Source organism: Pseudarthrobacter oxydans, from assembly GCF_034258515.1.
Taxonomy (GTDB): Bacteria; Actinomycetota; Actinomycetes; order Actinomycetales; family Micrococcaceae; genus Arthrobacter.
Window position 1 is genome coordinate 768,322 of record NZ_CP139438.1, and the last position, 22,915, is coordinate 791,236.

The following is a 22,915-nucleotide window of genomic DNA, read 5'->3' on the forward strand; positions in this document are numbered from 1 at the left end:
CGGACAGGGGTCCTGTTTCGCGGAAGGTAAGAGATTCGAACTCTTGGTACGGGGTTACCGCACACTAGTTTTCAAGACTAGCTCCTTCGGCCGCTCGGACAACCTTCCTCACCCAGTAGTGTTTCATAGGCACTTGCCTGCAACAAAACAGAACCCGGAACGCGTCCGGTGCACACTGGTTGCACGCAGTATTCAGTCAGAAACGGGAGTGTTCCATGAAAGGCGTCTACATTTCGGAGCCTGGCGGCCCGGAAGTTCTGGAGGTCCGCGAGGTGGAGGCCCCGGTACCGGGTCCCGGAGAGGTGCTCATCGACGTCGTGGCGGCCGGCCTGAACCGGGCGGACGTGCAGCAGCGGAGGGGTTTGTACCCGCCGCCTCCCGGCGCATCGGAAATTCCGGGCCTTGAAGTATCCGGCCGGATCGCCGGGTTCGGTCCCGGCGTCACAAAGGCATTCTCCCTCGGTGACAAGGTGGTGGCGCTGCTGGCCGGCGGCGGGTATGCGCAGCAGGTGGCGGTCCCGGCCGAGCAGGTCCTTCGGGTGCCCGACGGCGTTGACCTGGTGACCGCGGCCGCCCTTCCCGAGGTTGCGGCCACTGTCTACTCCAACCTGGTGATGACGGCCCAGCTGCAGGCAGGCGAGACCGTCCTGATCCACGGGGCAACGGGCGGGATCGGCACCATGGCCATCCAGCTCGCCAAGGCGCTCGGCGCCAAGGTTGCCGCAACTGCAGGATCCGACGAAAAAGTGAGCACGGCGAAAGCCTTCCTGGGGGCCGACATCGCCATCAACTACGCCGAGGAGGACTTTCCGGAAAGCCTTCGCCGCCAGAACGGGGGCAAGGGCGCAGACGTGATCCTCGACGTCGTGGGCGCCAAGTACCTGGCCCAGAACGTGGACGCGCTCGCTGACTACGGACGCCTGGTGGTGATTGGACTTCAGGGCGGAAGGAAGGGGGAGCTCGACCTAGGGCAGCTGCTGAAGAAGCGCGCCGCCGTCGTGGCCACCGCCCTGCGGCCGCGGCCGGTAGCGGAAAAAGGCGCCATCATGAACGCCGTCCGCGACGCCGTGTGGCCGCTGGTCAGCAACGGATCGGTCAGGCCGCTGGTGGCAAAGACGTTCCCGCTGGACCAGGTGCGCGCCGCCCACCGGTATTTCGACACCGGCGACCACGTGGGCAAGGTCCTGTTGGTCATGTAGGTCCGGCACACCGACGCCCGCCAAGTACAAGGAACAGCATGTCCATCCGCCACAGCCTCCTCGCCCTGTTGGAGGACCAGCCCCGCTACGGCTACCAGCTGCGGGTTGAATTCGAGAACCGCACCGGTGCCACCTGGCCTTTGAACATTGGGCAGGTGTACACCACGCTGGACCGGCTGGAACGCGATGCGCTGGTGGCCAGGGACGGCGACGACGGGAACGGCCACGTGGTGTACAGCATCACCGCAGCCGGCAGGACCGAAATCCGGAACTGGTTCGCGGCACCGGTGGAGCGGAACAACCCGCCCCGCAACGAACTGGCCATCAAGCTGGCGCTGGCCGTCACCCTGCCCGGCGTCGACGTCAAGGCCGTCATCCAGAGCCAGCGGGTGTCCTCCATGAAGTCGCTGCAGGACTATTCGAAGGCCCGCCGGGACATGGCGCTGAACCAGCGCGCCGGTGACACCGCGTCGCTGCTGGTCCTGGACTCACTCATCTTCCAGGCGGAGGCGGAAGTCCGGTGGCTGGACTTGTGCGAGGCCAGGATGATCCAGCAGGGACAGGGGAAATAGGTCACACAATTGGGTCTTTTTGAATGACCCGGACAGGCATACCGTAAGTCCCAGGAACCGTCCGGCCGGGCGGTGGAACAAACGGAGGAAGCTCATGACAACGCACGTCGCCGACTGCAGCGTAACGAACTGTTCCTTTAATGACCACACCAACTGCAACGCCGCCGCCATCACGGTGGGCGGCGCCGAAAACCACGCCCGCTGCGCCACGTTCATCGAGACCGGGATCCACGGCGGACTGCCCAAGGTCCTTGCCGACGTCGGGGCGTGCCAGCGCGCCGAGTGCGTCCACAATGACCACCTGATGTGCAAGGCCACCGAGGTCCACGTCGGCCCCGGCGCCGACAACGCTGACTGCCTCACCTACTCACACGCGTAAGGGGGCCGCTTTACGCAGTTCCCACGAGCCAAGGCCTCCGCCCGGACCTTCCGGACGGGGGCCTTGCCTGCGTTGACGCAGGCACAACTGGCAGCCCGGGTCCGGTCGTTCGTCGCCGCGTCCACTCCGCTCGCCGCACGTTTCTGCGGCAGCCGGCAGAATGCCTCCGGATTGTGACTGCGGCTTGGTAGGGTGCGTGACAGAAGACGCATAACAATCTCAAGGAGGAGACATGGCCGAAACGCCTGATCAGCGGGGTAGTGCATCCGGAGGCAGGGGCGTGGCCGCCACCGACCCGGCGCTGCCGCCGACAGCGGTGGATGAAGCGGTCCGGGAGGCTGAAGAGCGGAAATGGACACCGGGAAAGATCGCGCTGTGGGCTGCGATTGCCCTCCTCGGCGGCGTGGCATGGTTCATGCTGGCCATCATCCGCGGCGAAACCGTGAACGCCATCTGGTTCGTGTTCGCCTCCGTGTGCACCTACCTGATCGGCTACCGCTTCTACTCCAAGGTCATCGAGCGCTACATCACCAGGCCTGATGACCGGCGTGCCACTCCGGCGGAGTACAAGGCCGACGGCAAGGATTATGTCCGGACGGACCGCAATGTCCTGTTCGGCCACCATTTTGCCGCCATCGCCGGCGCCGGGCCGCTGGTGGGCCCGGTCATCGCGGCCCAGATGGGCTACCTGCCGGGCACTATCTGGATCATCATCGGCGTCGTCCTTGCCGGCGCCGTCCAGGACTACCTTGTGATGTTCTTCTCCATGCGCCGCGGCGGCCGGTCGCTGGGCCAGATGGCCCGCGAGGAACTGGGCGTCATCGGCGGCACGGCCGCCCTCATCGCCACCCTGCTCATCATGGTGATCATTGTGGCCATCCTGGCCCTCGTCGTCGTCAACGCCCTGGGCGAGAGCCCATGGGGCGTCTTCTCCGTCGGCATGACCATTCCGATTGCGCTGTTCATGGGCATCTACCTCCGCTACCTGCGGCCCGGCAAGGTGATGGAGGTTTCGCTGATCGGCTTCGTCCTGCTGATGGCTGCCATTATCGGCGGCGGCATCGTGGCGGAAACCCCGTGGGGCGCGGACATCTTCAGCCTCGACAAGGTGACCATCGCCTGGGGCCTGATCATCTACGGCTTCATCGCCGCCATCCTGCCCGTGTGGCTGCTCCTGGCACCGCGTGACTACCTCTCAACGTTCATGAAGATCGGCGTGATCGTGATGCTGGCGCTTGCCATCATCGTGGTCCGGCCGGAGATCACCGTTCCCGCGTTCAGCGAGTTCGCCAGCAGGGAAAACGGTCCGGTGTTCCCGGGCGCCCTGTTCCCGTTCCTGTTCGTCACCATTGCGTGCGGTGCCTTGTCCGGCTTCCATGCACTGATTTCGTCCGGTACCACACCCAAGCTGGTTGAAAAGGAGCGGCAGACCCGTTTCATCGGCTACGGCGGAATGCTGATGGAGTCCTTCGTGGCCATCATGGCCCTGGTGGCGGCAATCTCGATCGACCGCGGCCTTTATTTCGCCATGAATTCCCCCGCGGCGCTGACCGGCGGCACGGTGGAGACAGCAGCCACCTGGGTCAACAGCCTGGGCCTGGCCGGGGTGAACATCACGCCTGACCTCCTGAGTGAAACCGCCGCCAACGTGGGTGAAGAAAGCATCGTTTCGCGTACCGGTGGCGCTCCCACCCTGGCCGTGGGGCTCGCCCACATCATGCAGCAGTTCATCGGCGGCACGGCCATGATGGCCTTCTGGTACCACTTCGCAATCATGTTCGAGGCCCTTTTCATCCTCACCGCTGTGGACGCCGGCACCCGGGTTGCCCGGTTCATGCTGCAGGATTCGATCGGCAACTTCATCCCCAAGTTCAAGGAGCACTCCTGGCGTCCCGGGGCCTGGCTCTGCACCGCCATCATGGTCGGTGCCTGGGGCGCTGTGCTGCTCATGGGCGTCACCGATCCGCTGGGCGGCATCAACACGCTGTTCCCGTTGTTCGGCATCGCCAACCAGTTGCTTGCCGCGATTGCACTATCCGTGTGCCTGGCCATCGTGGCGAAGCGGGGAACGTTCAACTACCTGTGGATCGTCGCGCTGCCGCTAACGTTCGCCGCCGTGGTCACCATCACGGCGAGCTACCAGAAGATCTTCTCGTCCACCCCGGCTGTCGGCTACTTCGCCAACAACGCGGCCTTCAGCAAGGCCCTGGCCGAGGGCAAGACCTCGTTCGGCACCGCCAAGACGGTCCCGGCCATGGAGGCCGTGGTCAGGAACACGGCGATCCAGGGCTGGCTGTCTGTGATCTTCGTGGTGCTGAGCATCATCGTGATCGCGACGGCGCTGCTCGCCACTGCCAAAGCGTTCCGCAACCGCGGGGACGCCGCCGCCACGCGCGGCAACGAGGACCCCGCCCGCCCGTCGCGTGTCTTCGCCCCTGCCGGACTCATTCCCACTCCTGCCGAGCGCGAGTTGATGGCTGAATGGGAGAAAGTCCCGGCGGAACTGAGGTTCGAAAGGGCGGGCCACCACTCATGACGGCCGGACTCGTTGTGCTCAAGCGGCGGTTCCGCGGCTTCGCCCAGTACTTCAGCGGAGTCCTGGGCGCGGACGCCTACGCCAAGTACCTCGAGCACCACAGGGCGGCCGGGCACGGGGAGGCGCCCCTCACGGAGCGCGAGTTCTGGCGCGACCGGACCGACCGCCAGGACAGCAACCCCCAAGGCCGGTGCTGCTGATTGAGCTTGCAGCGTACAAGCCGCCGGGAGGGATCATCCAGGGGTTCCGTGTGGATCGCTCATGAGAGTATGAACGCATGAGCGATCCACGAGACACTCAATCAGCCGAGGACCTCCCGGTAGAAGGCACTCCCATCGATGAGTGGCAGCCGCCGGTGCCCCCGCCGTCCGCACCTGCCGATCGCAGGAAGCCCAAGGGCAGCAACATCCAGGACCTGGTGGATGAACCGGCCAAAGTCATGCGGATCGGAACCATGATCCGGCAGCTCCTGGAAGAAGTGAAGTCTGCACCGCTGGATGAGGCTGCGCGGGGCAGGCTTGCTGAGATCCACGCGCGCTCCATCAAGGAGCTGGAGGACGGGCTGGCTCCTGAACTGGTGGAGGAACTGGACAGGATCAGCCTGCCCTTCCCCGACGAGGGCACGCCTTCCGACGCTGAACTCCGGATAGCCCAGGCCCAGCTTGTCGGGTGGTTGGAGGGATTGTTCCACGGCATCCAGACGGCCATCGCTGCCCAGCATGCGGCCCGGGAGAATGCGGCCGCGCAGATGCAGCTCCGGCAGCTGCCGCCCGGCACCATGATCGCCCCGGGAGTGGTCATCGGCGAGAACGGGGAACCGCAGCGCGCCGGCGCCGGCGCGCGCTCCGGAAGCCCTGCTCGGCCTGGCCAGCGGGACGACCCGGACCACGGTCCCGGACAATACCTGTAGGCTCCGCTTGGGCTTTTTCAGCGCCGCCAGGCAGGGGCGCAAGGACGACGCGGAGCTGGGCCAGGGGCTATGGCGCCGGGCCCATGACCGTTTCCAGCGGGGACTGGACCGCTTCCACCAGGTTCTTGAGGGCGTGGAGGACGACCAGCTGTACGCCGAATTGCTGGAGATCGCCAATGAACTGGCCAGCCTCCTCGAACGGGTACGGCTGGTATGCATGGAAGCGCAGCGGCGTTCGCCCAACGACAGCCTCAACATCCCTGCGGCCCTTTCCGGGGTTCACCGCGCCCTGTCCAAAGCCGGCAACTCCCTGGCGACGACGGCGGAAGCGGCCGCCATGCTCCGGCTCGCCGTGGGCCCCGTCCCGGTAGGTGCAGCCTCGGTCCGCCGCCGGGCCGAGTCCGTATTCCAGCAGGTGGCCGACGCCGAACGGCACCTCAGCGAAGAGGGTTCAGGACCGCAGCAGTTGGGTATTCCCGGTTAAGCGCCTGGCTTACTTCGGGCCGATACCCGCCGGGCGGAGCCGATAGTTTGGCAGGATGGACGAATGACTCTTTCACCTACCTTGACCTTTAATGACGGAAACACCATCCCCCAGCTCGGCTACGGCGTGTGGCAGGTTGAGGATGGCGTGGCTGAAAAGGTGGTCCGCCAAGCGTTTGAAGCGGGCTACCGCCACATCGATACCGCCAAGATCTACGGCAACGAGGCGGGCGTGGGCCGGGCGATCGCCAGTTCCGGGCTGTCCCCGGAGCAGCTCTTCATCACCACCAAGCTCTGGAACGCAGACCAGGGATATGAGTCCACGCTGGCCGCCTTCGAGGAATCCATGGACAGGCTCGGGCTGGAGACCCTGGACCTTTACCTGATCCACTGGATGCAGCCCAAGCAGGACAAGTACGTGGACACCTGGAAGGCCCTGATCGAGCTGCAGAAGCGCGGCCGGGTCAAGTCCATTGGTGTTTCGAACTTCACTGTCGAGGGCCTGCAGCGGCTCATCGACGAGACCGGCGTGGTTCCGGCCATCCACCAGATCGAGCTCCACCCGTACTTCAGCCAGCGGGAACTGCGTGAGTTCGGCGCGGCCAACGGGATTTTGACGCAGGCCTGGTCACCGCTGGGCCAGGGCGGCGAGCTGCTGGACGACGGAACGGTCGCCTCGATCGCAGCCAAGCACGGCGCCACGCCTGCGCAGGTTGTCATTGCCTGGCACCTCGCAATCGGCAACGTGGTGATCCCCAAGTCCGTCACCGAGTCCCGGATCCGGGAAAACTTCGCAGCGCTCGGGGTCAGCCTGGATTCCGGCGACGTCGAGGCCATCAACGCGCTGGACCGCTCCGCCAACGGCGAAGGCCGCATCGGCGCGGACCCCGCAGTTTCCGACTTCGCTTAGCCGGCGGCCGGCACCCGCGCCATGGTGCCAGCCCCGCAAACCGCCCCGGCCTGTCCAACAGGCCGGGGCGGCCCGCGTTAAACGGGTGCGGCAAGTAGCCGGAGCATGTCAGGCGGCAGTGCGGATGTGCTCGACTGACACTGCGTCAACGACGGCCCAGCCATCCTCTTCGCGGCACTGCCGGCTGGCGAAACGCTCCGCCTCGGCCAGCGTGTCAAAGACCTCGGCCCGGGCACGGCCGCAGTCGGCGTCGAAGTACGTGACGTGAAATTCCTGTACCAGTTGGTTTTCCATGAATCCAGTCTGCAACCGGGGTCTGACATTCTTCGGAATCATCCCCGCGTGTTGCTGTGACCGTAGACCTAAGTAGAAGAACCGGTCCCTATTTGGAAGTTTCGGGCTGGCAGGTAGAGCCAGGGTAGCCCCGCCAAGGGCGTCCGAGCTGCCAGAACATTAAACGTGGTGGGAATCCGGCTCACGAAGCTAAGGAAGATACGCGCAGCGGAGTCTCCTTCGCTGGCCTGGTCGCAATCATCTCCCACACTGGCTATGTGCCGTACGAATTTTCGCGGTCGTCCGGTCCGGCTGAACAGGACCTTAACAAGTGTTAATTTGTGCATGAAGGGGACAGCCCGCCGGCCGCTCAACCCGCGTGCCTGTAGTGACTTCGACTTGGGTTACTCGGTTTGTCCGTCCGCCCTCGTCAGGGTGACCATGTAGCGGTCGTCCCCTTCGATGCCGTCGTTATCGATCGATTCCAGGTTGAAGTACTGCACCTCCACCCGGTAGGTGCCCGGTGGCACCTCCACCTTTCCGCCGCTCATGCCGTTGTCCGTGGGTCCCGATACCTCCACCACTCCGCTGGGGACCTCCAGGATTCCCGTCATGACCCTGTCCACGCTGCCGATGAATGACCGCTCCGAGTCGAGGCGGAGCAGAACGGGTGCGTTGAAATCGCGCGCTGTGCCCACGGCGACATAGCGGTCGCCCTGGACGAACATGGATTCGATGGTTTCGTCCGTCCATTTCGCCCAAAGATCCGAGAAGTCCGCGGTCGAGTCCGAGACCGTGAACTGGTGGTAATCGGTGAAGAGGTTGAATTCGGCGTCCATGCTGGCTCCTACCCGTCGTTGATCTGGACCATCAGCTCCTATCTGAACGAGGAGGCCCACGACTGGCCCGCCGACCGCGCCAGTCGCTGCAACTGGTCCCAGGAAGATGGCGTGGCCTCGCAAATCTTGAGGGCTTGATCAAGAAAGGCCAAGGCAGATTGCATGCCCGCCGATGAATCGAGGCCCGCATTCTGGGCCGAAATGTCGCTGATCTTGCGGACGAGCAACTCGTCCGAGCCCATGTCGGGCTGGCTGCACGAGTATTCGGCTGCTTCGTAAACCTGCCGTGCGGCCCACGCGGCCTCCTGAGCGTCATCAGACAGCCATGTCCTGATCGCGTACGCCAGTGCAGCAGCGGCGTTTTGCGCGTACCCCATATCAAACAACCATGGCTCGTCATCCGTAGGTCCGAATGCGGCGGCTTCGGAAGCCAACGAGCTGACGACGGCATTGTCTTTGGAAACAGCGCCCCAGACGGAGTCGAGGATGTCTCGTGCCCGCGATTCATTGGCGCTTTCTTCAGCCCTGCGCCAGTAGCGCTCCTGCAGGGGAACCAGGCTATCCGCGCATGCCGCAGCGAAGGCCGTCTTGGCTCTCTTATCGAGGTGTGAAAGCCGCTCCTTCAGGGCCGCCTCGTCGTAAACCTCTGTTAACAACTCGTCACCACTTTGCTGTAGTCGGGCTAGTGACGCATTCAGCGCGCCGTTTGACAGCTGTCACTTCCGCATGGCCTGTCTGCGAGACGGCAATCATATCGTCACCCCGGCCGTTGCCCTCTGTGCCCGTGTGAGGTCGCAACCACCCGAGGCCAGAACATTGACCCCCTCCTTGGTGCTGAGGGCAGCTGTCGTCCGCATATTCTGAGCGATGGGATCAAGGAGGCTGTCGATAGACGTTTGCCGCCAGTCATCTTCGCTGAGCCCGCTTGGGTCCGTGTTGACCATTGCTGCCTAAAGTAGGCGCCAAGAGAGCGATTCGAATGTACATCTACATATCGGACTGACGGGTTCCCTGATTCTTTGAATACTGCCGGGGCGCCTCGTCCCTGTCCTAGCCCTGTAGTGGAGAAAGGCCGGATATCTGTACTGGCCACTTTCCCGCCAACCCCGAATCGACCGGCGACTGCCACGATGGCGGCGTTGACGATGGCTCCGGGGCAGGACGAGTGGCGATTGTAGGCAAGAGAGCTGCCCGTACTGATTGCGGTGTCACCTTGGCCAATTGTCCGGCAGTATTCCAGGAATAACGGAAGACTTTTACAGAGTTACACGTGTCTCAGTTGCCCAGCCGAAGGACCCGCTCCTGCGCGAGCATCGCCGTCCGCTCGGCTCTGTCCGCGGCACGCGCTGCCTGCTTGGCCTCCGCAGTGGTGGCAGCCAGCACTTTCTGCGTGCGCTCCAGCCGCTCTTCAACGCCCTTGAGCCTGGCACGGAGCTCGGCTGCCTCCTGGACGAGTTCCGTGATCCCGGTCCGTGCCTGGTCCGCCTGGTCCTGCAGCTCCCGCGCCGCCCGGGCAGCCTCAGCCTCTGCCGCCTGCGCCTCCGCCAGGGCGGCTTTGGCTTTCTCCAATGCAGGCGGTGACGCTGGACGCGGCGCCTGGCGGACCGCCTCAAGCCGCGGCCTGTCCGGCGTGGCACGGGCGGTGCCCGCCGTCGTCGTGCGCGTCTTCCTGCTTACTGTGGCTGATGGCGCAGGGGGCGGAACCGGGGCGGCCGGCGGCAGCGCGGAGGGCACGGCCACGGCCCCCTCCACATCGGCGGTGTTCATTCCGTCGGCGGACAACGCCTTCAGGAGGCGCCCGCTCCGCACGGCGGCCGCTGCCCCTTCATCGGCCGTCAGGGCCCGAAGGGTCTCCTCCACGTCCCCCGCTACGGCATCGCTGATGCCCCGGCCCTGCTCCCTGGCAACGGCACGGGCGGCCTCGACGGCGGCAGCAAGCAGGGTGCGGCGCTCACGCCCCAGCTCCCGCAGCGCCCCGGCGTCCAGCGACGACTGCGCTTCGCGCATCCTGCCACCCAGGGCCGCCAGCTCCGCAAGGACACCAGGCTGGTGCAGCGCCAGCATGTTGACGGTCCAGGCGGCAGCTGACGGCTTCGGCAGGGCGCGCACGGCTGCCCCAAGTTCCTTGTCCGACCCGGCAGCCTCCTTGGCCGCGACGGCGCGCGCCGCAACGAAGTCTTCCAGCGGCTTGGCATAAAGCCCGCTCGCGATCCCAGCCAGGGCCACGTCTTCCATGCACGCCATCTTAGGTGCCGCGACTGCCGCGGGCTCACGCCCCGCGGCCGACCGCGCCCGCTGCCGGCGTTCAGTCCTTGCGGCGGGGGAGGACGAGGATTGCGTCGTCTACAGGACGTTCGCCCGATGCGTCGGAGGAATTGTTGACGACCTGCCCTCCCACGGCCATGGTGGTGGATCCGCCGCCGTCGAGGTTGATTGCCTCCACCATGCCCAGCGACGTGGCCACGTCTGCCGCTTCTTTGATGCTCAGCCCAAGGGATGCCGTCTGGCGTCCCTCGGCGGTCACGGCCGTGCCCCGGGAGCGTTGACGGCGGTGACGGTGCCCTGGCTGTCCAGCACCACTTCCAGCCCCCGCCCGGACGGTGTGGCGGAGCCGAAGTCCTCGGTGAAAGCAATGACCTCATCGGGGTCCGTGCAGGTGTAGTCGTGCCCGAGGACGGTGGGAGCATCGGCCGTTCCGCCGCAGTTCCGGATGCGCCCCGGGACACGGTTGATGCCGTCCAGGGCCAGCCGTGCACCCTTGGCGGCCTTGCCGCGTCGTTGCTCTCCGGGGGGCGCCGGCCTTTGGGTTCCAGGACGAAGTAGCCGCCGTTGATGCCGGCGAGCGCACCATCGGCAGCCGCCAGCGGGCTGGTGGTTTCCCGGTTGACCAGGTCGGGGCCGAACGTCGGGTGAATTCGCCGGGATGGCCACTTCAGCCGTCCAAAAAGGGAAGGGTTGGGGGTTCCGCGGGTAATCGACGTACAGGTCAGGCGGGGGGCCGGCTCCGTCGCGTCGCGCGTTTCGTGCAGGTCCCGGGCGCCGAGGTGAAGTTCGACGGCGGGAAGGGCTGGGCGTCCCCGGATGGGAGGGGCGGGGTGGCTGCGGAGGGGCCGGCGGTGGCAAGGAAGGCTCCGGGAAGCCCGGGGATTAGGGCGGTAATTGCAGCCTTGACCGGGAGTTTGTGGGGGGATTCCATGCTGCGACCCTGGTCAGGCGCTTAACCGGAGGAAGAAGCCAAACGCCGGTGTTCAGCAGGTTGTGGCGGACTGTTCGCGGCTCGTTTCCACTGGCAGCTGCTGTACTGTTTCACCGCATGTTTACCGGCGGGTTCCCCCGGAGTTCCCGGCGGGAGGCGTCCTGTTCAAGGCTCCAAGGGACGTTGGCAGCATGCCCTTGATCCTGCCTGGAAACTCCCGTCTGATAGACCGCCGCCTCTTCCTCTCCGGCGTGGCCGGTGTCTCCGCCGCCGCCGCGCTGGCTGCCACCCCGGCCACCAAGGCCGACGCGGGCACGACGCCGGCGCGGAGCAAGGATGATCCCTTCACGCTGGGAATCGCATCCGGCGATCCCACGCCTTCCGGCGTGGTGCTGTGGACCCGTCTCGCGCCGAAACCGTTCGAGCCGAACGGCGGCATGCCTCCCGGCCACCCCGTCGTGGAGTGGCGTCTGGCCACCGACGCCGGGATGCGCAATGTTGTCCGGGACGGCAGCGCACACGCCCCGGCGCAGTTGGGGCACTCGGTTCACGTGGAGGTGGAGGGCCTGGAACCGGACAGCGAGTATTTCTACGAGTTCAAGTTCCGTAACCACTGGTCCCCTGTGGGCCGAACCAAGACCCTGCCGGCCCCCGGGGCCGATGTCAGGCAGCTGGATTTCGCCTTCGCCTCCTGCCAGAAGTGGGATGACGGCTTCTTTCCGTCCTACAGCCACATGGCAGCAGAGGACCTGGACTTCGTGGTGCACCTGGGCGATTACGTCTACGAGTACGAGATCGGGGCCGACGGCGGCCTGCGCCGCACGCCAGTTCCCGCCGCCGCGCAGCCGGCCCCGCAGACGCTTGAGCAGTGGCGGGCACGCTACGCCCTCTACAAGTCGGATCCCGACCTGCAGGCTGCACACGCCCGGTTCCCGTTCATCGTGACCTGGGATGACCACGAGGTCCAGAATGACTACGCCGGAGGCTGGGAAGGGCAGACCCAGGCCTTTACCGCAGTGCGGGCCGCGGCCTACATGGCGTACTACGAGCACCAGCCCTTGCGGGCGCGGTCGCTGCCCCAAGGCACGGACATGCAGCTTTACCGGCGGCTGCGCTATGGCCGCCTGGCTCAGTTGGACGTCCTGGATGGACGGCAGTACCGCGACGCTCCGCCCTGCGGCTGGGGCGAAGCCCAGGCATGCGAAGCGGCCTACGACCCCGCCATCAGCATGCTCGGCCCGGAGCAGGAACAGTGGCTCTATGCCGGGCTGCGCGACTCAGACGTGCGGTGGAACATCCTGGGAAACAACGTCATGGTCTCCCGCCTCGACCACGATGGCGCCGCGGGTGAGTTGCTGTGGCATGACGCCTGGGACGGCTTCCCGGCGGCCCGCAAGAGGCTGCTGGACGTGATCGCCGGGCCCGCGGTGCGCAATGCCGTGTTCGTCACCGGCGACTGGCACTCCACTTTTGTCAACGATGTTCACTTGGACTTTGACCGGCCGGACTCCCCGGTGGTGGCCACCGAGTTCGTCGGCACCTCCATCAGCACCAACGGCGACGTGCCAGTCTACGGGCCCTACTACGAGCCCATGATCGGGTTCAACCCGCACATCAAGTTCTTCGACGGCGACCGGCGGGGCTACGTCCGGTGCCAGGTCACTCCGGAGCGCTGGCGCACCGAGCTTCGCATGGCAACCGGGGTGGGCAGCCGGGCCGCCGGGCAGTACACGCATGCGGTGTTCGAGGTCGAAGACGGCACACCGGGCGCGGTTCGGGTGTCGTAGCAGCTACCCCGTCTGCTACTTCTCCGGCCAGAACCGCTGCACGCCTGCCGCGGCCTGCCGCAGCTGTCCGCCGTCGAGCGTTATGGAACTTTCCTCCATGCCGAAGTCGATCCACTGGGCCACCAGGCGCAGGTCGCCGGCGGGCGGAAGCGGCCAGAGCCAGAGGGTGCCGCTGCCGGCCAGCTCATCGGGGGCTCCGCTGCCGCCACCGTTGTTCAGGACAAGGGTAGGGGGTTCCGGCTCCCCGGTGCTGCCCATAAACCCGTGGGGGCCGCGGGCTCCCGTGCTTGCCTTGGATCCGTCGGCGAACTGAACGCCGAACATCAGCCCGGAGAAGGGCACTGTGCCGCGGCGGAGGCGCATGCCCGGCTGGAAGAACAGTGCATGCTTGTCGGCCCAGTCATCCTCGTCTTCCTCGCCGCGGCGAATGATCCAGGACAGGTTGAAGGAACAGCCGGTGGAGAACACCTCCGCACTTCTGAGCGCCATGACCATCGCGGGACTGTGGTGAAGAAACTTGCCGACGTGGACCACGGCCGGCAGTTCATAGGACGGGGGAGCGGCCCACGGAGGCGGCTCGAACCTGGGGGCGGAGGGCCTGGGACCGGACGCCGGGATGGGAAAGTCCTGGAAGAAGGTCACGGTGAGAGTCCTCGGGTCCGTTGGCTGCGACCGACCAGCGGAACGGCGGCAGCGCCGCCCTGGATCCCCAATCCGTCCTTGCCCGGCCAGTCTAGCCCTGCCCGGCCATCCCCGCCGGGAACCACTCCTTAGGGTGTGCTGCGGGAGGGGACCGAATCCCGGTCCCCTCCCGCAGCCATGATTCCTGCTGGCTCAGGGGCGGGCCTCGAACACGAAGAGTTCAGTGCCGGCGGCTTCCTCGCCGTCATCGGGGGCGGCGAACAGGCGCAGAACACCGCCATCAGATTCCAAGGCAACGGGGTTGCGGGTCATGGAGTGTCCGGCGGTGGAGAACTTCTGGAAGGGAACCTCGTGGATGATGGTTCCGTCTGCAAGGTCGGTCAGGGCGAGGCCGCCGAGCTCGAACGGTTTCCCGTCAGCAGTCTTCAGGCCGGTAACGCCCGAGCAGAGCTGGTGGCCGGCACCGGCGTACTCGCAGTCCTGGTAGTCAATGAAGTGGCTGGGGTTTGCCTGCGTCCCCAGGAGCGCGCCTTGGCTGTTCCAGGTGAACAGCTTCCGTGAACCCCAGCTGACGCCACTGATTCGGTTGGTCTTGCGGTCGGCGACGACCCCTCCAACGTGGTCCGCTTCGCGGAACTGCTCCGTGACCTGGTAGGTGTCAGGGTCGATAGTGTAGACGATTGAGCTGCTGTTCGGCCGGTATTCGGCGACGGGAACCCAGACGTTCTCGCCGTCGAAGTCGGTGCCGCCCGGGTGGTAGATCGTGTCCTCGCCCAGGACGATGTCTTTGAGCAGCTTTCCCTGCCGGTCGAGGACGAAGACGTGGCCACGGCCCTTGCCGGTTGTGCGGTCGTAGCCGTCAACGGGCGAAGGGTAGCGCACTGTCGGTTCGAGGATCTCGACGCTGCTGAGGAAGATTTTGTCGCCCACCAGCGACATGCCCTGCGGGTGGAAGGTCGGGAAGTCCAGCTTGAGCTTCTGGACCTGTTCCCACTGGGTGTTGCGGTCCACCTTGGTGAAGGCCTCGGCTTCTGCCGTGAGGCCCTTGGGGGCCTGCCCGTTGGTGGCAACAGCGGAGGTTCCGGCTGCCAGGGTGGCCGCGGCGACGGCCGCAATGGCCAGGACTCGCTTCATCTTCATGTCTGCTCCAGGTGCGTGTTGGGGGTGCCCGGTGGGGCCGGGCGCGATCAAACGTAGGCGCCCGGGATGGCGCGGCAGACAACGGCAGGTGTCGGGGGGATGAAGCCGGCGGCCAGCGCGGGGGATGCCCCGGGGATTTCAGCTGCCTGTTGCCCTACACCCACTTCTCGGTGCGGATGCGATTGGACAAGCGCCTCGCTGCCGTGACCGGGCTTGGAATCGACGGGCGGAAGCTCATGGACCTGGACCGGCACGGCATCAACTGGCGGCTGGACCCGCGCCTGCGGGAAGACCAGCAAACGGGGGAGCGGGTCTATGCCAGGAACAACATCGACCGAGGGCACCTGGTCCGCCGGGCCTCCGCCGTGTGGGGTGACACCCTGGCAGAGGCCGCACAGGCCAACGAGGACACTTTCCACTACACCAACGCCGCTCCCCAGGCGGCAAAGTTCAACCAGGGCCTGGAACTGTGGCTCGGGATGGAGTCCTACCTGCTGGATCATGCAGCCGGGCACCGGAGGAGGATCGTGGTCTTCACGGGTCCGATCTTCAGCGACGTCGACCCGGTTTACCGCGGAGTGGACATCCCGTTGCGATTTTTCAAGGTTGCAGCCCTTATCCATGAAGGTGAACTGGCGGCCACCGGTTACGTTGTGGACCAGACTCCGCAACTGGCGGAATTGCCGGACGTGCCGCGTCCCGGCGCACTCGACGGCACCCCGCCCCTGGGTCCGTTCCGTAGCTTCCAGGCACCGATCCGTGACATCGCCGAATTGACGGGGCTGGATTTGGAGCAGTTGGCCGCCGTTGATCGAATGCCGATCGCAGCGACGCTCGGAGCAGCCGCCATTGGATCAAGCTGGCGGGAACTGGCGGCAATGGAAGACCTGGATCTTGACTTCGACCTCGAGTTCTAAAAAGCTGCAGCGCGCCCAACAGCGGAACGGCAAAGGTCGTTCAGGTAGTCGGCCAAGGCAACAGGTTCCTGGCCGGGGCCTGCAATCATCAGCTCCCCGTGCCGCGTCAGGACCATTGCATCGCCACGGGGTTCCTCGCCCATCCTTACGGCGAGGATGAACTGTTCGTAGCGGTCGGCCAGGCTCGGGCAGCTGACGGGCAGTAGCCTGTGTGCGCCGCGGATGACCTGAACCGGGTGGTTGCGGACCATGCGGCCGGAGCCGTCCACCACCACCTCCGCCACCGCCGTGTTGGAAGCAGCGGCCTTTAAGGGGTGGTCCTGTTCCAGGCTGCCCAGAATGTAGGCGGGTGCCCATTGGCGCCCATGCGGATCGCTGACCGGTACTGGCGTCCTTCCGGCGACCCGGAGCGTGGCCACAACACCACCCACAAGCTCGGCAAAACGGGGTTCAAACCGCATCCGCAGATCCGGGCCCGGTGCTGGCAGCAAGTCGGCCAGGGAAGGGGCCGTGGCTGTGTTTCGGTGGAATGCGCGTCCGGGAAAGCCTGCGGGAATAGCCATGCCGGTCTCCTGTCCGAGGCCCCTCTGCCGGAGCCTTCACACCAGAATGCGGCGAATGCCTGCCGGCTGTAAAGCATCTGCGCGGATCCAGGCAGGACGAAAGCCATAAAAGCAAGGGAGGGAAGCCGGGGAACTGCCCAGCAAACCCGCCTGACGATTAAACGAGCGAAAAACACCCAGAAACTTTGGTTTCTAGGTGTAAACACCGCAAGACTCGCCCCTACCGGCCACAGACCAATGGCAAAGTAGAACGCTTCAACCGCACCCTCACCACGGAATGGGCCTACGCCCGGGAGCACTGACCGGCTTCAGGAATGGGCTGCACGCTTCCCTGGGGAAAACGTCCGGGACTGAGCTGTCCTGCTGATCAGGGGCGTTTCAGCCACTGAGCGTAAGGCTCGCCGCTGCCTCGCCGTCAGCTGTTTGGGCTTCGGCGTGGGCTGCGTGTCTGACTTCAGCCCGAGGCGGGCGCCGGGCTTTGGCCAGGGCGATCAACAAAGTCAGGATCGTGACCATCCAGGTAAGCCCGGTGAGGAAAACCAGGGCGATCGCCGCTAACGGGTGCATGGCGAAGTCTAGGACGGCATGACCGGATACTCTGGCGCAACTCAGCAACACCTGGGCACGAAAAAGGTGCGCCCCGTTCGCTGAGCGCACCCTTCTCGTAAAAGCGGTTAGTCTTTGAAGGCGTCCTTGACCTTTTCGCCGGCCTGCTTCACATCGCCTTTGGCCTGGTCTGCCTGGCCTTCAGCCCGCAGGCTGTCATCGCCGGTGGCGTTGCCCGCAGCTTCCTTGCCCTTGCCGCCGGCTTTCTCGGCAGCGTTCTCAATCTTGTCGCCTAGTCCCATGGTGTTTCCTCCTCTGGTTGGCAGCCGTTCGCATTCGGCTGCACCCATACTAAGCATGCTGATGATCTGGTTGGCAAGCCAAAGAAGTCATGCTTGCCTGTGCGCCGTTAGCCTTTTCGGCCCGGCAGCAGCAGGAGTGCGTCGCCGACCGGGCGTTCGCCGGCGGCGTCCGAGGGGGAGTTCACGACCTGGCCGTTCTGGACCATGGTGGTTGATCCGCCGCCGTCGAGGTTGATGGCGTTGACCATGCCCAGGGAGCGGGCGACGTCGGCGGATTCCTTGATGCTCAGGCCCAGGCTGGTGGTCTGGCGTCCGTCGGCGGTTACCAGCAGGGTGCGGCCCTGGGCGTCAGTGCCGGCGATGGTGCGGGGGTTGCGCTTGTGGACCCAGCCGTAGAAGAAGCTGTTGCTGTCGTTGGTGCGGACCATGCCGTCACGCTTGGCGGTGACGTTGAGCTGGCCGTTTTCGACGAGGGTCGGGCCGCCGTTGACCACGTCCGTGGTGGCCCCGGTCTTCAGGGTCTTGCCGCTCTCGTCGAGCAGGTCCGTGTCGATTTTCAGCTTGGCGCCGGGCACTGCCAGGGCGGCGAGCTTGTCCGCGTCCGCCCCGATGGCCTGCAGAGCCTGCCCGCCGGCCGGGAGGGTGGTGCCGCGGGCGTGGTTGACGGCCGTGACGGTGCCGTGGGCGTCGAGGATGACTTCGAGTCCCGGCCCTGACGGGGTGGGGCCGAACTCGGGGGTGATCGCTACGATTTCGTCCGCGTCCGTGCAGGTGAAGTCGTGCAGCGGCAGGTTGGTGGGGGTGTCGTCGGTGCCGCCGCAGTTGCGGATGAGACCCGGCACGCGGTTGATTCCGTCCAGGGGCAGGGATCCCGTGTTGGCGGCGCCCGTGACCGTGCCGTGCCAGTGCAGCCGCTGGACGGAGCTGCTGTTCTCGTCGAGGACCAGGGAGGGACGGTCTCCGACGGGTTCGCTGAGGACCTTGCCGTCGTGGACTGCTGCGCCTGCGGGATCACCGGGGGCGCCTGCCGCCGGGTCCATAACGAAGTAGCCGCCGTTGATTGCCGCAAGTGCGCCGGCGCCGGCAGCGAGTGAGCTGGTGGTTTCGCGGTCCTGGAGGTTCGGACCGAACGAAGAGGTCAGGTCGCCGCGGAATTCCTTCGGGTCAATGGTGAGCACCTCCAGCTTCCAGGGCCCGCGGTCGTCCTCGCTGGAGCCGGCGTCGCCGTCCCAGCCGGTGTAGATGACCGAGGACTTGTAGCCTGCCGCCTTGATCTGGTCGACGGTGGCGGCCCCGTCAGCCTTGGCCGCGAACTGTCCGGCGCGGACCCGGTAGCCGAGGTCACCGCCGGCGTCGGCCAGCTGGGGTGACTGGACGTGCTCGACCCGGGCTGTGACGCCGGCCGCGGTGAGCCTGTCAGCGACCATCTGGGCCTGCGCCTGGGAGGACAGCGCCGAGGAGGGCGCGTCAGGGTCCGGTGAGGTGGACGGGACAGCCACTTCGGCGGTCCAGAAGAAGTCCGGGTTCGGGGTGCCCCGGGTGATGGAGGTGCGGGTCAGGCCCGGGGCCAGTGTGGTCACGTTCCGGGTCTCGGGAAGGTCCGGCGCGCCGAGGTCAAGGTGACCGGGCTGCGATGGTGCAGAACTCTGCTGATCCTGCGTCGGAGCCAGGGGCGCCGCGGTGGAAGCGCCGGCCGGGGCAAGGAAGGCAAGGGGAAGGGACACGGCCAGCGCGGTGACGGCCGCACGGCGGTGGCGGCCCGTCGTGAGGACGCGGCGGGTGGTTGAGGAGCTCATTGTGGGGCCTCTTAAGGTTGGGGTCTCAACAGGAGCTTTCAAGTTACTGATCGGTAATTAACCGGATGTGGCTGGGAGGTTAACTGGGGATGCGGGTATGGATCGCCCCGACGCAACAGACGGCCGACGACACGGGGCAACCCGGAATAGCCGCATGGCAACCTGAAGATTTACGGCTTCTTTGGGAGATTGTGTTTTGGGCCCGCTCGGAGGAGATGGCGAGTCCCCGCCCTCACGATCGCTGCCCTGCGGCTCCGGCAACGTTTGAAGCATGTTAACTCCCGGTTCATCGCCCCCTTGATTCCCCTTGACTGAATGGACCGGACATCGCCCAGACCCTCAGGAGACATTGTGTCCCTTTCTCGTGCAACTTCCCGCCGTCGCTTCCTTACCTTGAGCGGGGGAGCGGCTGCGACAGCAGCCATTTACGGGTTCTCCACCGCCCCGGCATGGGCGGAGCCGCGCTTCCCGCAGAATCCGTTCACCCTGGGAGTCGCCTCGGGCGACCCCACCCCGGACGGCATCGTCCTGTGGACGCGGCTGGCACCGGAACCGCAGGCAGCTGACGGGCTCGGCGGAATGCCGCCGTATCAGCTCGAAGTGATCTGGCAGGTCGCAACCGACCCGGAGTTCCGCACTGTGGTCAAAGCAGGAAGTGAGTCGGCCACGCCGGAGCTTGCCCACTCCGTTCACGCCGAGGTCGTGGGACTGAACCCATCGTCTGACTACTGGTTCCGCTTCCGTGTCGGCAACGAGGAAAGCCCGGTCGGGCACACCCGCACGGCGCCGGCGGCCGGGTCGGATCCGGGCAAGATCACCTTCGGCCTGGCCTCCTGCCAGTCCTGGGCCGGAGGCCGCTACGCCGCCTACCGCACAATGGCTCAGGAGGACCTTGACCTGGTCGTGCACGTGGGGGACTACACCTACGAGGGCAAAACCCACGAAAGCCTGGCCGACTTTCGAAACAACCATGCCAAGTACAAGAGCTCCCCTGACCTGCAGGCCGCGCACGCCAGGTTCCCCTTCGTCGTCACCTTTGACGACCACGAAGTTGAGAACAACTGGGCCGCGGGCGTGTCCCAACCGGACAACGAGGCCTCCAACGAACCCCAGCGGTTCCTCCAGCTGCGCGCCAACGCTTTCCAGGCCTATTACGAGCATCTTCCGTTGCGCCGCCCGCAGCGGCCCACCGGCCCGGACATGGTCCTGTACCGCGGCCTGGACTACGGCAACCTGGCAAGGTTCCACGTCCTGGACACCCGCCAATACCGCTCCGACCAGCTGACCGAGAACTTCCCCGGCGGCCCGCAGCACCCCGACGTCTATGACCCCTCACGCACCCTGATGGGTGACGCGCAGGAGCAGTGGCTCTTCCAGGGGCTCGTGTCCTCCCCGGCACGCTGGAATGTCATCGCCCAGCAGACGATGATGGCCCAGTACGACTACGACCCGTCCGAGGTGTTGTCCGTGAACCACGACCAGTGGGACGGCTACGTCGTCTCACGCAACAGGCTCACCAACTTCATCAACCAGCAGAACCCTGCCAACCCCGTGATCCTGAGTGGTGACTGGCACGCTGCCTTCGTCAACGACGTCCTCCTCGATTTCGCTGATCCGGCCTCGAAAGTCGTCACTACCGAGTTCGTCGGGACCTCCATCAGCTCCGGTTGCGGATGGGCCCAGTCCATCAAGAACGCCCTGCCCAACAACCCGCACACCCGTTACATCAACCCGGATAAGCGGGGCTGGACCCGCTGCACCGTCACCCCGGACGAGTTCCGCAGCGATTACCTCACCGTGGCCTCAGCCGCAGACACTACGTCTCCGGCTGTCGTGGACGCGTCCTTCGTGGTCAGCAATGGACGACCAGGGGCCCAGCGAGCCTGAGCGCCCGGAGCGCGGGGCAGGTACTTCAGGGCTGCCCCGCTCGTCTGCCGGCTCAGCGCGTTTCATTGCCTGATCGCGATGATGACGGGGTCACTGTTTGGTAGAAGCGGAAGCGCCACGAATACGCAGCTGAGGTCGGCGGGCTACGTACTGGTGCCGGAACCCAGATGGCTGCCCGGCAGCAAAGTGTGCCATAAGTGTGCCCTGCCCTCGGGCAGCAGCACCCGGTTAACCAGCGAAAAACCCCGGAAACCCCCGAAAACAGGGGCTGTCCGGGGTTTATCCCGAGCTTCCTATCAGAATCGAACTGATGACCTTTTCATTACGAGTGAAACGCTCTACCGACTGAGCTAAGGAAGCACCGCATGATCCTCCGGCGTAACCGGGCGCCTCATGCAAGAGTCAACTGTAATAGAGTCCCCGCGCCCGGGTCAAAATGGACGGCCGGGGAGCTGCTGAGGCCTTCAGCACACCGTGTTGTCGGTGGGAACCTTTCCGCTGACAAGGTAGGCGTCAACCGCATCCTCGATGCAGGCGTTGGACCGGCCGTAGGCGGTGTGGCCTTCGCCTTTCCAGGTCATAAGTGCCGCATTGCCCAACTGCTTGCGCAGCGATGACGCCCATTCCACCGGCGTGGCAGGGTCCCCGGTGGTGCCGATCACCACGATGGTGGACCCGCCGTCGTATTCCACCGGGGCGGGCGTGCGCACGTTCGGGTACGGCCAATCGACGCAGTTGGTGCCGCCATAGGCAAAGAAATACCCGAAGGTGGGGGAGTCCTGCATCAGGCGCTGCTGTTCGGCACGCATTCCGGCGGTGTCGGACACCATGGGGTAGTCAAGGCAGTTGATGGCGTTGAACGCAAAGGTCGAGTTGGACGTGTAGGTCCCGTTGGGTGAGCGGTCTGCGCCGAGGTCCGCGAGCCGCAGCATAAGGCTTACATCCCCGGTCATTGCCGCGTCCAAAGCCTGGGTCAGGGCGGGCCAGCTCTGGTCGTTGTACAGGGGCGTGATGAGGCCGCTCACGAACGTGGTGGCATTGACTACACGGCCGTCCTTTGCCGTGCGCGGAGTCTGCTGGACGGCGGCGATCAGGTCCCGGATCTGCTGGACGCCCGCCTCCACGTCTCCGCTCAGCGGACATCCGTCCTGGCCCTGGCAACTGGCTACATAGGCCCGAATGGCCTTTTCGAAGGCGCGGGCCTGGCCGCTGGTCAGCTCCTCATTGCTGATGGACGGATCCAGGGCACCGTCGAGGACCATCCGGCCCACGTTGTCAGGGAAGAGCGAAGCGTACGTGGACCCCAGGAACGTGCCGTAGGAGTACCCGAGGTAGTTGAGCTTTGCATCATTGACCACGGCCCGGAGGATGTCCAGGTCCTTCGCGGAGCTGACGGTGTCGATGTGCGCCAGGACCGGGCCGGTTTGCTCCCCGCACTGGGTGGCAATCGCTTTGTTGTCCGCCAGGGCGGCAGCAAGTCCGGCATCCGTTTCGAGGTCGTAGACCTTCGCCCTGGCTGCGTCCCGTTCAGCGTCCGTCATGCAGGTCACGGGGGCGGACCGCTTCACGCCCCGGGGGTCGAAGCCCACGACGTCGAACGAATCACGAACAGCCTGGGAGAAATGGGTTCCAGCGGCATCCTTGACGAAGTCGTAGCCGGAGGCGCCGGGACCGCCCGGATTGACCAGGAGGCTCCCGGCCTTTTCCCCCGTGCTCGAAGCCCTCAGCGCTGCGAGCTGGATCGTCCCGCCGTCGGGATTGCCGTAGTCCATGGGCACTGTCACCTTGGTGCACTGGAACTCGCCCTCGCACGGCTCCCAGACGACTTCCTGGGAATAGAACTTCTCCAGCCCGGCGGGAGCAGACGCAACGATCGAGGGGTCGGCCTTGGCGGTGGCAGCCTCCTGGCTGCGGTCGCCGCCACTGAGGAGGCTGCAGGACGCCAGAACCATGGCAAGAACCATGGCCCCAAGTGCGCGGAAGCCAAGCGCCACGGGTCGCGGCCGTGCGGGCAGGGGGCGGGCAGTCATCGGTCTCC

At 65.6% G+C, this 22,915-nt stretch carries 23 protein-coding genes, 2 tRNA genes and 1 pseudogene; 12 read left to right on the forward strand and 14 right to left on the reverse strand.

The genetic code is table 11. The features are described 5' to 3' along the window. Positions 1-20: 20 nt before the first annotated feature. Positions 21-108 (reverse strand) — tRNA-Ser (locus SMD14_RS03580). 107 nt (positions 109-215) lie between these two features. Between SMD14_RS03580 and SMD14_RS03585 the strand changes: the two genes are divergently transcribed. From SMD14_RS03585 to SMD14_RS03620, 8 genes are all read left to right on the forward strand, one after another. Continuing rightward, positions 216-1,199, forward strand: a complete 984-nt coding sequence (locus SMD14_RS03585) for an NAD(P)H-quinone oxidoreductase (protein WP_321215349.1) — start codon at positions 216-218, stop codon at positions 1,197-1,199. A gap of 38 nt (positions 1,200-1,237) precedes the next feature. Beyond that, positions 1,238-1,771, forward strand: a complete 534-nt coding sequence (locus SMD14_RS03590) for a PadR family transcriptional regulator (RefSeq protein ID WP_321215350.1) — start codon at positions 1,238-1,240, stop codon at positions 1,769-1,771. A gap of 94 nt (positions 1,772-1,865) precedes the next feature. Then, positions 1,866-2,150, forward strand: coding sequence for a DUF1540 domain-containing protein (locus SMD14_RS03595; RefSeq protein ID WP_157239147.1), 285 nt, complete (start codon positions 1,866-1,868; stop codon positions 2,148-2,150). A 232-nt stretch (positions 2,151-2,382) separates the two neighbouring features. Further along, on the forward strand, positions 2,383-4,686 hold the full coding sequence (locus SMD14_RS03600; protein WP_321215351.1) for a carbon starvation CstA family protein: 2,304 nt from the start codon (positions 2,383-2,385) through the stop codon (positions 4,684-4,686). Further along, complete coding sequence (locus tag SMD14_RS03605; protein WP_157239143.1) at positions 4,683-4,886, forward strand: YbdD/YjiX family protein; 204 nt, start codon at positions 4,683-4,685, stop codon at positions 4,884-4,886. The genes SMD14_RS03600 and SMD14_RS03605 overlap by 4 nt, the downstream gene beginning before the upstream one ends. 77 nt (positions 4,887-4,963) lie before the next feature. Beyond that, a complete protein-coding gene (locus tag SMD14_RS03610; protein ID WP_157239142.1) occupies positions 4,964-5,596 on the forward strand; it encodes a bacterial proteasome activator family protein in 633 nt (210 codons plus the stop codon). Positions 5,597-5,603: 7 nt separating this feature from the next. Then, positions 5,604-6,080 carry a hypothetical protein gene (locus SMD14_RS03615; RefSeq protein WP_157239140.1) on the forward strand — a complete coding sequence of 159 codons (477 nt, stop codon included), beginning with the start codon at positions 5,604-5,606 and terminating at the stop codon, positions 6,078-6,080. Between the two features lie 63 nt (positions 6,081-6,143). Further along, complete coding sequence (locus SMD14_RS03620) at positions 6,144-6,989, forward strand: aldo/keto reductase (RefSeq protein WP_157239138.1); 846 nt, start codon at positions 6,144-6,146, stop codon at positions 6,987-6,989. Between the two features lie 108 nt (positions 6,990-7,097). Here the strand turns inward: SMD14_RS03620 and SMD14_RS03625 are convergent, their stop codons facing one another. The 6 genes from SMD14_RS03625 to SMD14_RS03650 form a co-directional block, all read right to left on the reverse strand. Beyond that, complete coding sequence (locus SMD14_RS03625) at positions 7,098-7,283, reverse strand: hypothetical protein (RefSeq protein WP_157239136.1); 186 nt, start codon at positions 7,281-7,283, stop codon at positions 7,098-7,100. Between the two features lie 383 nt (positions 7,284-7,666). Further along, on the reverse strand, positions 7,667-8,101 hold the full coding sequence (gene comJ, locus SMD14_RS03630; RefSeq protein ID WP_321215352.1) for a competence protein ComJ: 435 nt from the start codon (positions 8,099-8,101) through the stop codon (positions 7,667-7,669). Between the two features lie 38 nt (positions 8,102-8,139). Further along, a complete protein-coding gene (locus tag SMD14_RS03635; RefSeq protein WP_321215353.1) occupies positions 8,140-8,757 on the reverse strand; it encodes a DUF416 family protein in 618 nt (205 codons plus the stop codon). A 619-nt stretch (positions 8,758-9,376) separates the two neighbouring features. Then, positions 9,377-10,336: a hypothetical protein gene (locus SMD14_RS03640; protein WP_321215354.1), complete on the reverse strand. Its 960-nt coding sequence runs from the start codon at positions 10,334-10,336 to the stop codon at positions 9,377-9,379. Positions 10,337-10,406: 70 nt separating this feature from the next. Then, on the reverse strand, positions 10,407-10,625 hold the full coding sequence (locus SMD14_RS03645) for a phosphodiester glycosidase family protein (RefSeq protein ID WP_321215355.1): 219 nt from the start codon (positions 10,623-10,625) through the stop codon (positions 10,407-10,409). Further along, complete coding sequence (locus tag SMD14_RS03650) at positions 10,622-11,032, reverse strand: hypothetical protein (RefSeq protein ID WP_321215356.1); 411 nt, start codon at positions 11,030-11,032, stop codon at positions 10,622-10,624. The genes SMD14_RS03645 and SMD14_RS03650 overlap by 4 nt, the downstream gene beginning before the upstream one ends. Before the next feature lie 456 nt (positions 11,033-11,488). Between SMD14_RS03650 and SMD14_RS03655 the strand changes: the two genes are divergently transcribed. Further along, positions 11,489-13,084 (forward strand): alkaline phosphatase D family protein, encoded by a 1,596-nt coding sequence (locus SMD14_RS03655; RefSeq protein ID WP_321215357.1) that lies wholly within the window; start codon positions 11,489-11,491, stop codon positions 13,082-13,084. Positions 13,085-13,099: 15 nt separating this feature from the next. Here the strand turns inward: SMD14_RS03655 and SMD14_RS03660 are convergent, their stop codons facing one another. Next, complete coding sequence (locus SMD14_RS03660) at positions 13,100-13,726, reverse strand: hypothetical protein (protein WP_321215358.1); 627 nt, start codon at positions 13,724-13,726, stop codon at positions 13,100-13,102. Positions 13,727-13,918: 192 nt separating this feature from the next. Next, positions 13,919-14,866, reverse strand: coding sequence for a DUF6454 family protein (locus SMD14_RS03665; protein WP_321215359.1), 948 nt, complete (start codon positions 14,864-14,866; stop codon positions 13,919-13,921). Positions 14,867-15,015: 149 nt separating this feature from the next. Here SMD14_RS03665 and SMD14_RS03670 point away from each other — a divergent pair, with 149 nt between their 5' ends. Continuing rightward, a complete protein-coding gene (locus tag SMD14_RS03670; protein WP_321215360.1) occupies positions 15,016-15,783 on the forward strand; it encodes a DNA/RNA non-specific endonuclease in 768 nt (255 codons plus the stop codon). On the opposite strand, the gene SMD14_RS03675 is transcribed toward SMD14_RS03670, so the two are convergent. Beyond that, the gene (locus SMD14_RS03675; protein ID WP_321215361.1) at positions 15,780-16,244 is read right to left on the reverse strand and encodes a hypothetical protein; all 465 of its coding nucleotides are present in this window, start codon (positions 16,242-16,244) and stop codon (positions 15,780-15,782) included. The genes SMD14_RS03670 and SMD14_RS03675 overlap by 4 nt on opposite strands. Positions 16,245-16,546: 302 nt before the next feature. On the opposite strand from SMD14_RS03675, the pseudogene SMD14_RS03680 reads away from it, so the two are divergent. Continuing rightward, positions 16,547-16,645, forward strand: a pseudogene (locus tag SMD14_RS03680) (integrase core domain-containing protein); the annotation flags it as partial. Between the two features lie 375 nt (positions 16,646-17,020). Here the strand turns inward: SMD14_RS03680 and SMD14_RS03685 are convergent. Further along, a complete protein-coding gene (locus SMD14_RS03685) occupies positions 17,021-17,194 on the reverse strand; it encodes a CsbD family protein (RefSeq protein WP_321215362.1) in 174 nt (57 codons plus the stop codon). Positions 17,195-17,301: 107 nt separating this feature from the next. After that, complete coding sequence (locus SMD14_RS03690) at positions 17,302-18,990, reverse strand: phosphodiester glycosidase family protein (protein ID WP_321215363.1); 1,689 nt, start codon at positions 18,988-18,990, stop codon at positions 17,302-17,304. Positions 18,991-19,341: 351 nt separating this feature from the next. Here SMD14_RS03690 and SMD14_RS03695 point away from each other — a divergent pair, with 351 nt between their 5' ends. Continuing rightward, positions 19,342-20,877, forward strand: coding sequence for an alkaline phosphatase D family protein (locus tag SMD14_RS03695; protein WP_321215364.1), 1,536 nt, complete (start codon positions 19,342-19,344; stop codon positions 20,875-20,877). A 287-nt stretch (positions 20,878-21,164) separates the two neighbouring features. Here the strand turns inward: SMD14_RS03695 and SMD14_RS03700 are convergent. Both SMD14_RS03700 and SMD14_RS03705 read right to left on the reverse strand, forming a co-directional pair. Next, positions 21,165-21,237: transfer RNA gene (locus tag SMD14_RS03700), tRNA-Thr, on the reverse strand. Positions 21,238-21,341: 104 nt separating this feature from the next. Further along, complete coding sequence (locus SMD14_RS03705; RefSeq protein WP_157239115.1) at positions 21,342-22,907, reverse strand: alpha/beta hydrolase; 1,566 nt, start codon at positions 22,905-22,907, stop codon at positions 21,342-21,344. Positions 22,908-22,915 lie beyond the last annotated feature (8 nt).

Excerpts from the sequence above, each read along its gene's own strand:
- SMD14_RS03655 (WP_321215357.1), top strand. The coding sequence starts at position 11,489 with ATGCCCTTGATCCTGCCTGGAAACTCCCGTCTGATAGACCGCCGCCTC.
- SMD14_RS03690 (WP_321215363.1), bottom strand. The coding sequence starts at position 18,990 with ATGAGCTCCTCAACCACCCGCCGCGTCCTCACGACGGGCCGCCACCGC.
- SMD14_RS03705 (WP_157239115.1), bottom strand. The coding sequence starts at position 22,907 with ATGACTGCCCGCCCCCTGCCCGCACGGCCGCGACCCGTGGCGCTTGGC.
- SMD14_RS03625 (WP_157239136.1), bottom strand. The coding sequence starts at position 7,283 with ATGGAAAACCAACTGGTACAGGAATTTCACGTCACGTACTTCGACGCC.
- SMD14_RS03640 (WP_321215354.1), bottom strand. The coding sequence starts at position 10,336 with ATGGAAGACGTGGCCCTGGCTGGGATCGCGAGCGGGCTTTATGCCAAG.
- SMD14_RS03610 (WP_157239142.1), top strand. The coding sequence starts at position 4,964 with ATGAGCGATCCACGAGACACTCAATCAGCCGAGGACCTCCCGGTAGAA.
- SMD14_RS03675 (WP_321215361.1), bottom strand. The coding sequence starts at position 16,244 with ATGCGGTTTGAACCCCGTTTTGCCGAGCTTGTGGGTGGTGTTGTGGCC.
- SMD14_RS03620 (WP_157239138.1), top strand. The coding sequence starts at position 6,144 with ATGACTCTTTCACCTACCTTGACCTTTAATGACGGAAACACCATCCCC.
- SMD14_RS03600 (WP_321215351.1), top strand. The coding sequence starts at position 2,383 with ATGGCCGAAACGCCTGATCAGCGGGGTAGTGCATCCGGAGGCAGGGGC.
- SMD14_RS03685 (WP_321215362.1), bottom strand. The coding sequence starts at position 17,194 with ATGGGACTAGGCGACAAGATTGAGAACGCTGCCGAGAAAGCCGGCGGC.
- SMD14_RS03665 (WP_321215359.1), bottom strand. The coding sequence starts at position 14,866 with ATGAAGATGAAGCGAGTCCTGGCCATTGCGGCCGTCGCCGCGGCCACC.
- SMD14_RS03590 (WP_321215350.1), top strand. The coding sequence starts at position 1,238 with ATGTCCATCCGCCACAGCCTCCTCGCCCTGTTGGAGGACCAGCCCCGC.
- SMD14_RS03605 (WP_157239143.1), top strand. The coding sequence starts at position 4,683 with ATGACGGCCGGACTCGTTGTGCTCAAGCGGCGGTTCCGCGGCTTCGCC.
- SMD14_RS03595 (WP_157239147.1), top strand. The coding sequence starts at position 1,866 with ATGACAACGCACGTCGCCGACTGCAGCGTAACGAACTGTTCCTTTAAT.
- SMD14_RS03585 (WP_321215349.1), top strand. The coding sequence starts at position 216 with ATGAAAGGCGTCTACATTTCGGAGCCTGGCGGCCCGGAAGTTCTGGAG.
- comJ (WP_321215352.1), bottom strand. The coding sequence starts at position 8,101 with ATGGACGCCGAATTCAACCTCTTCACCGATTACCACCAGTTCACGGTC.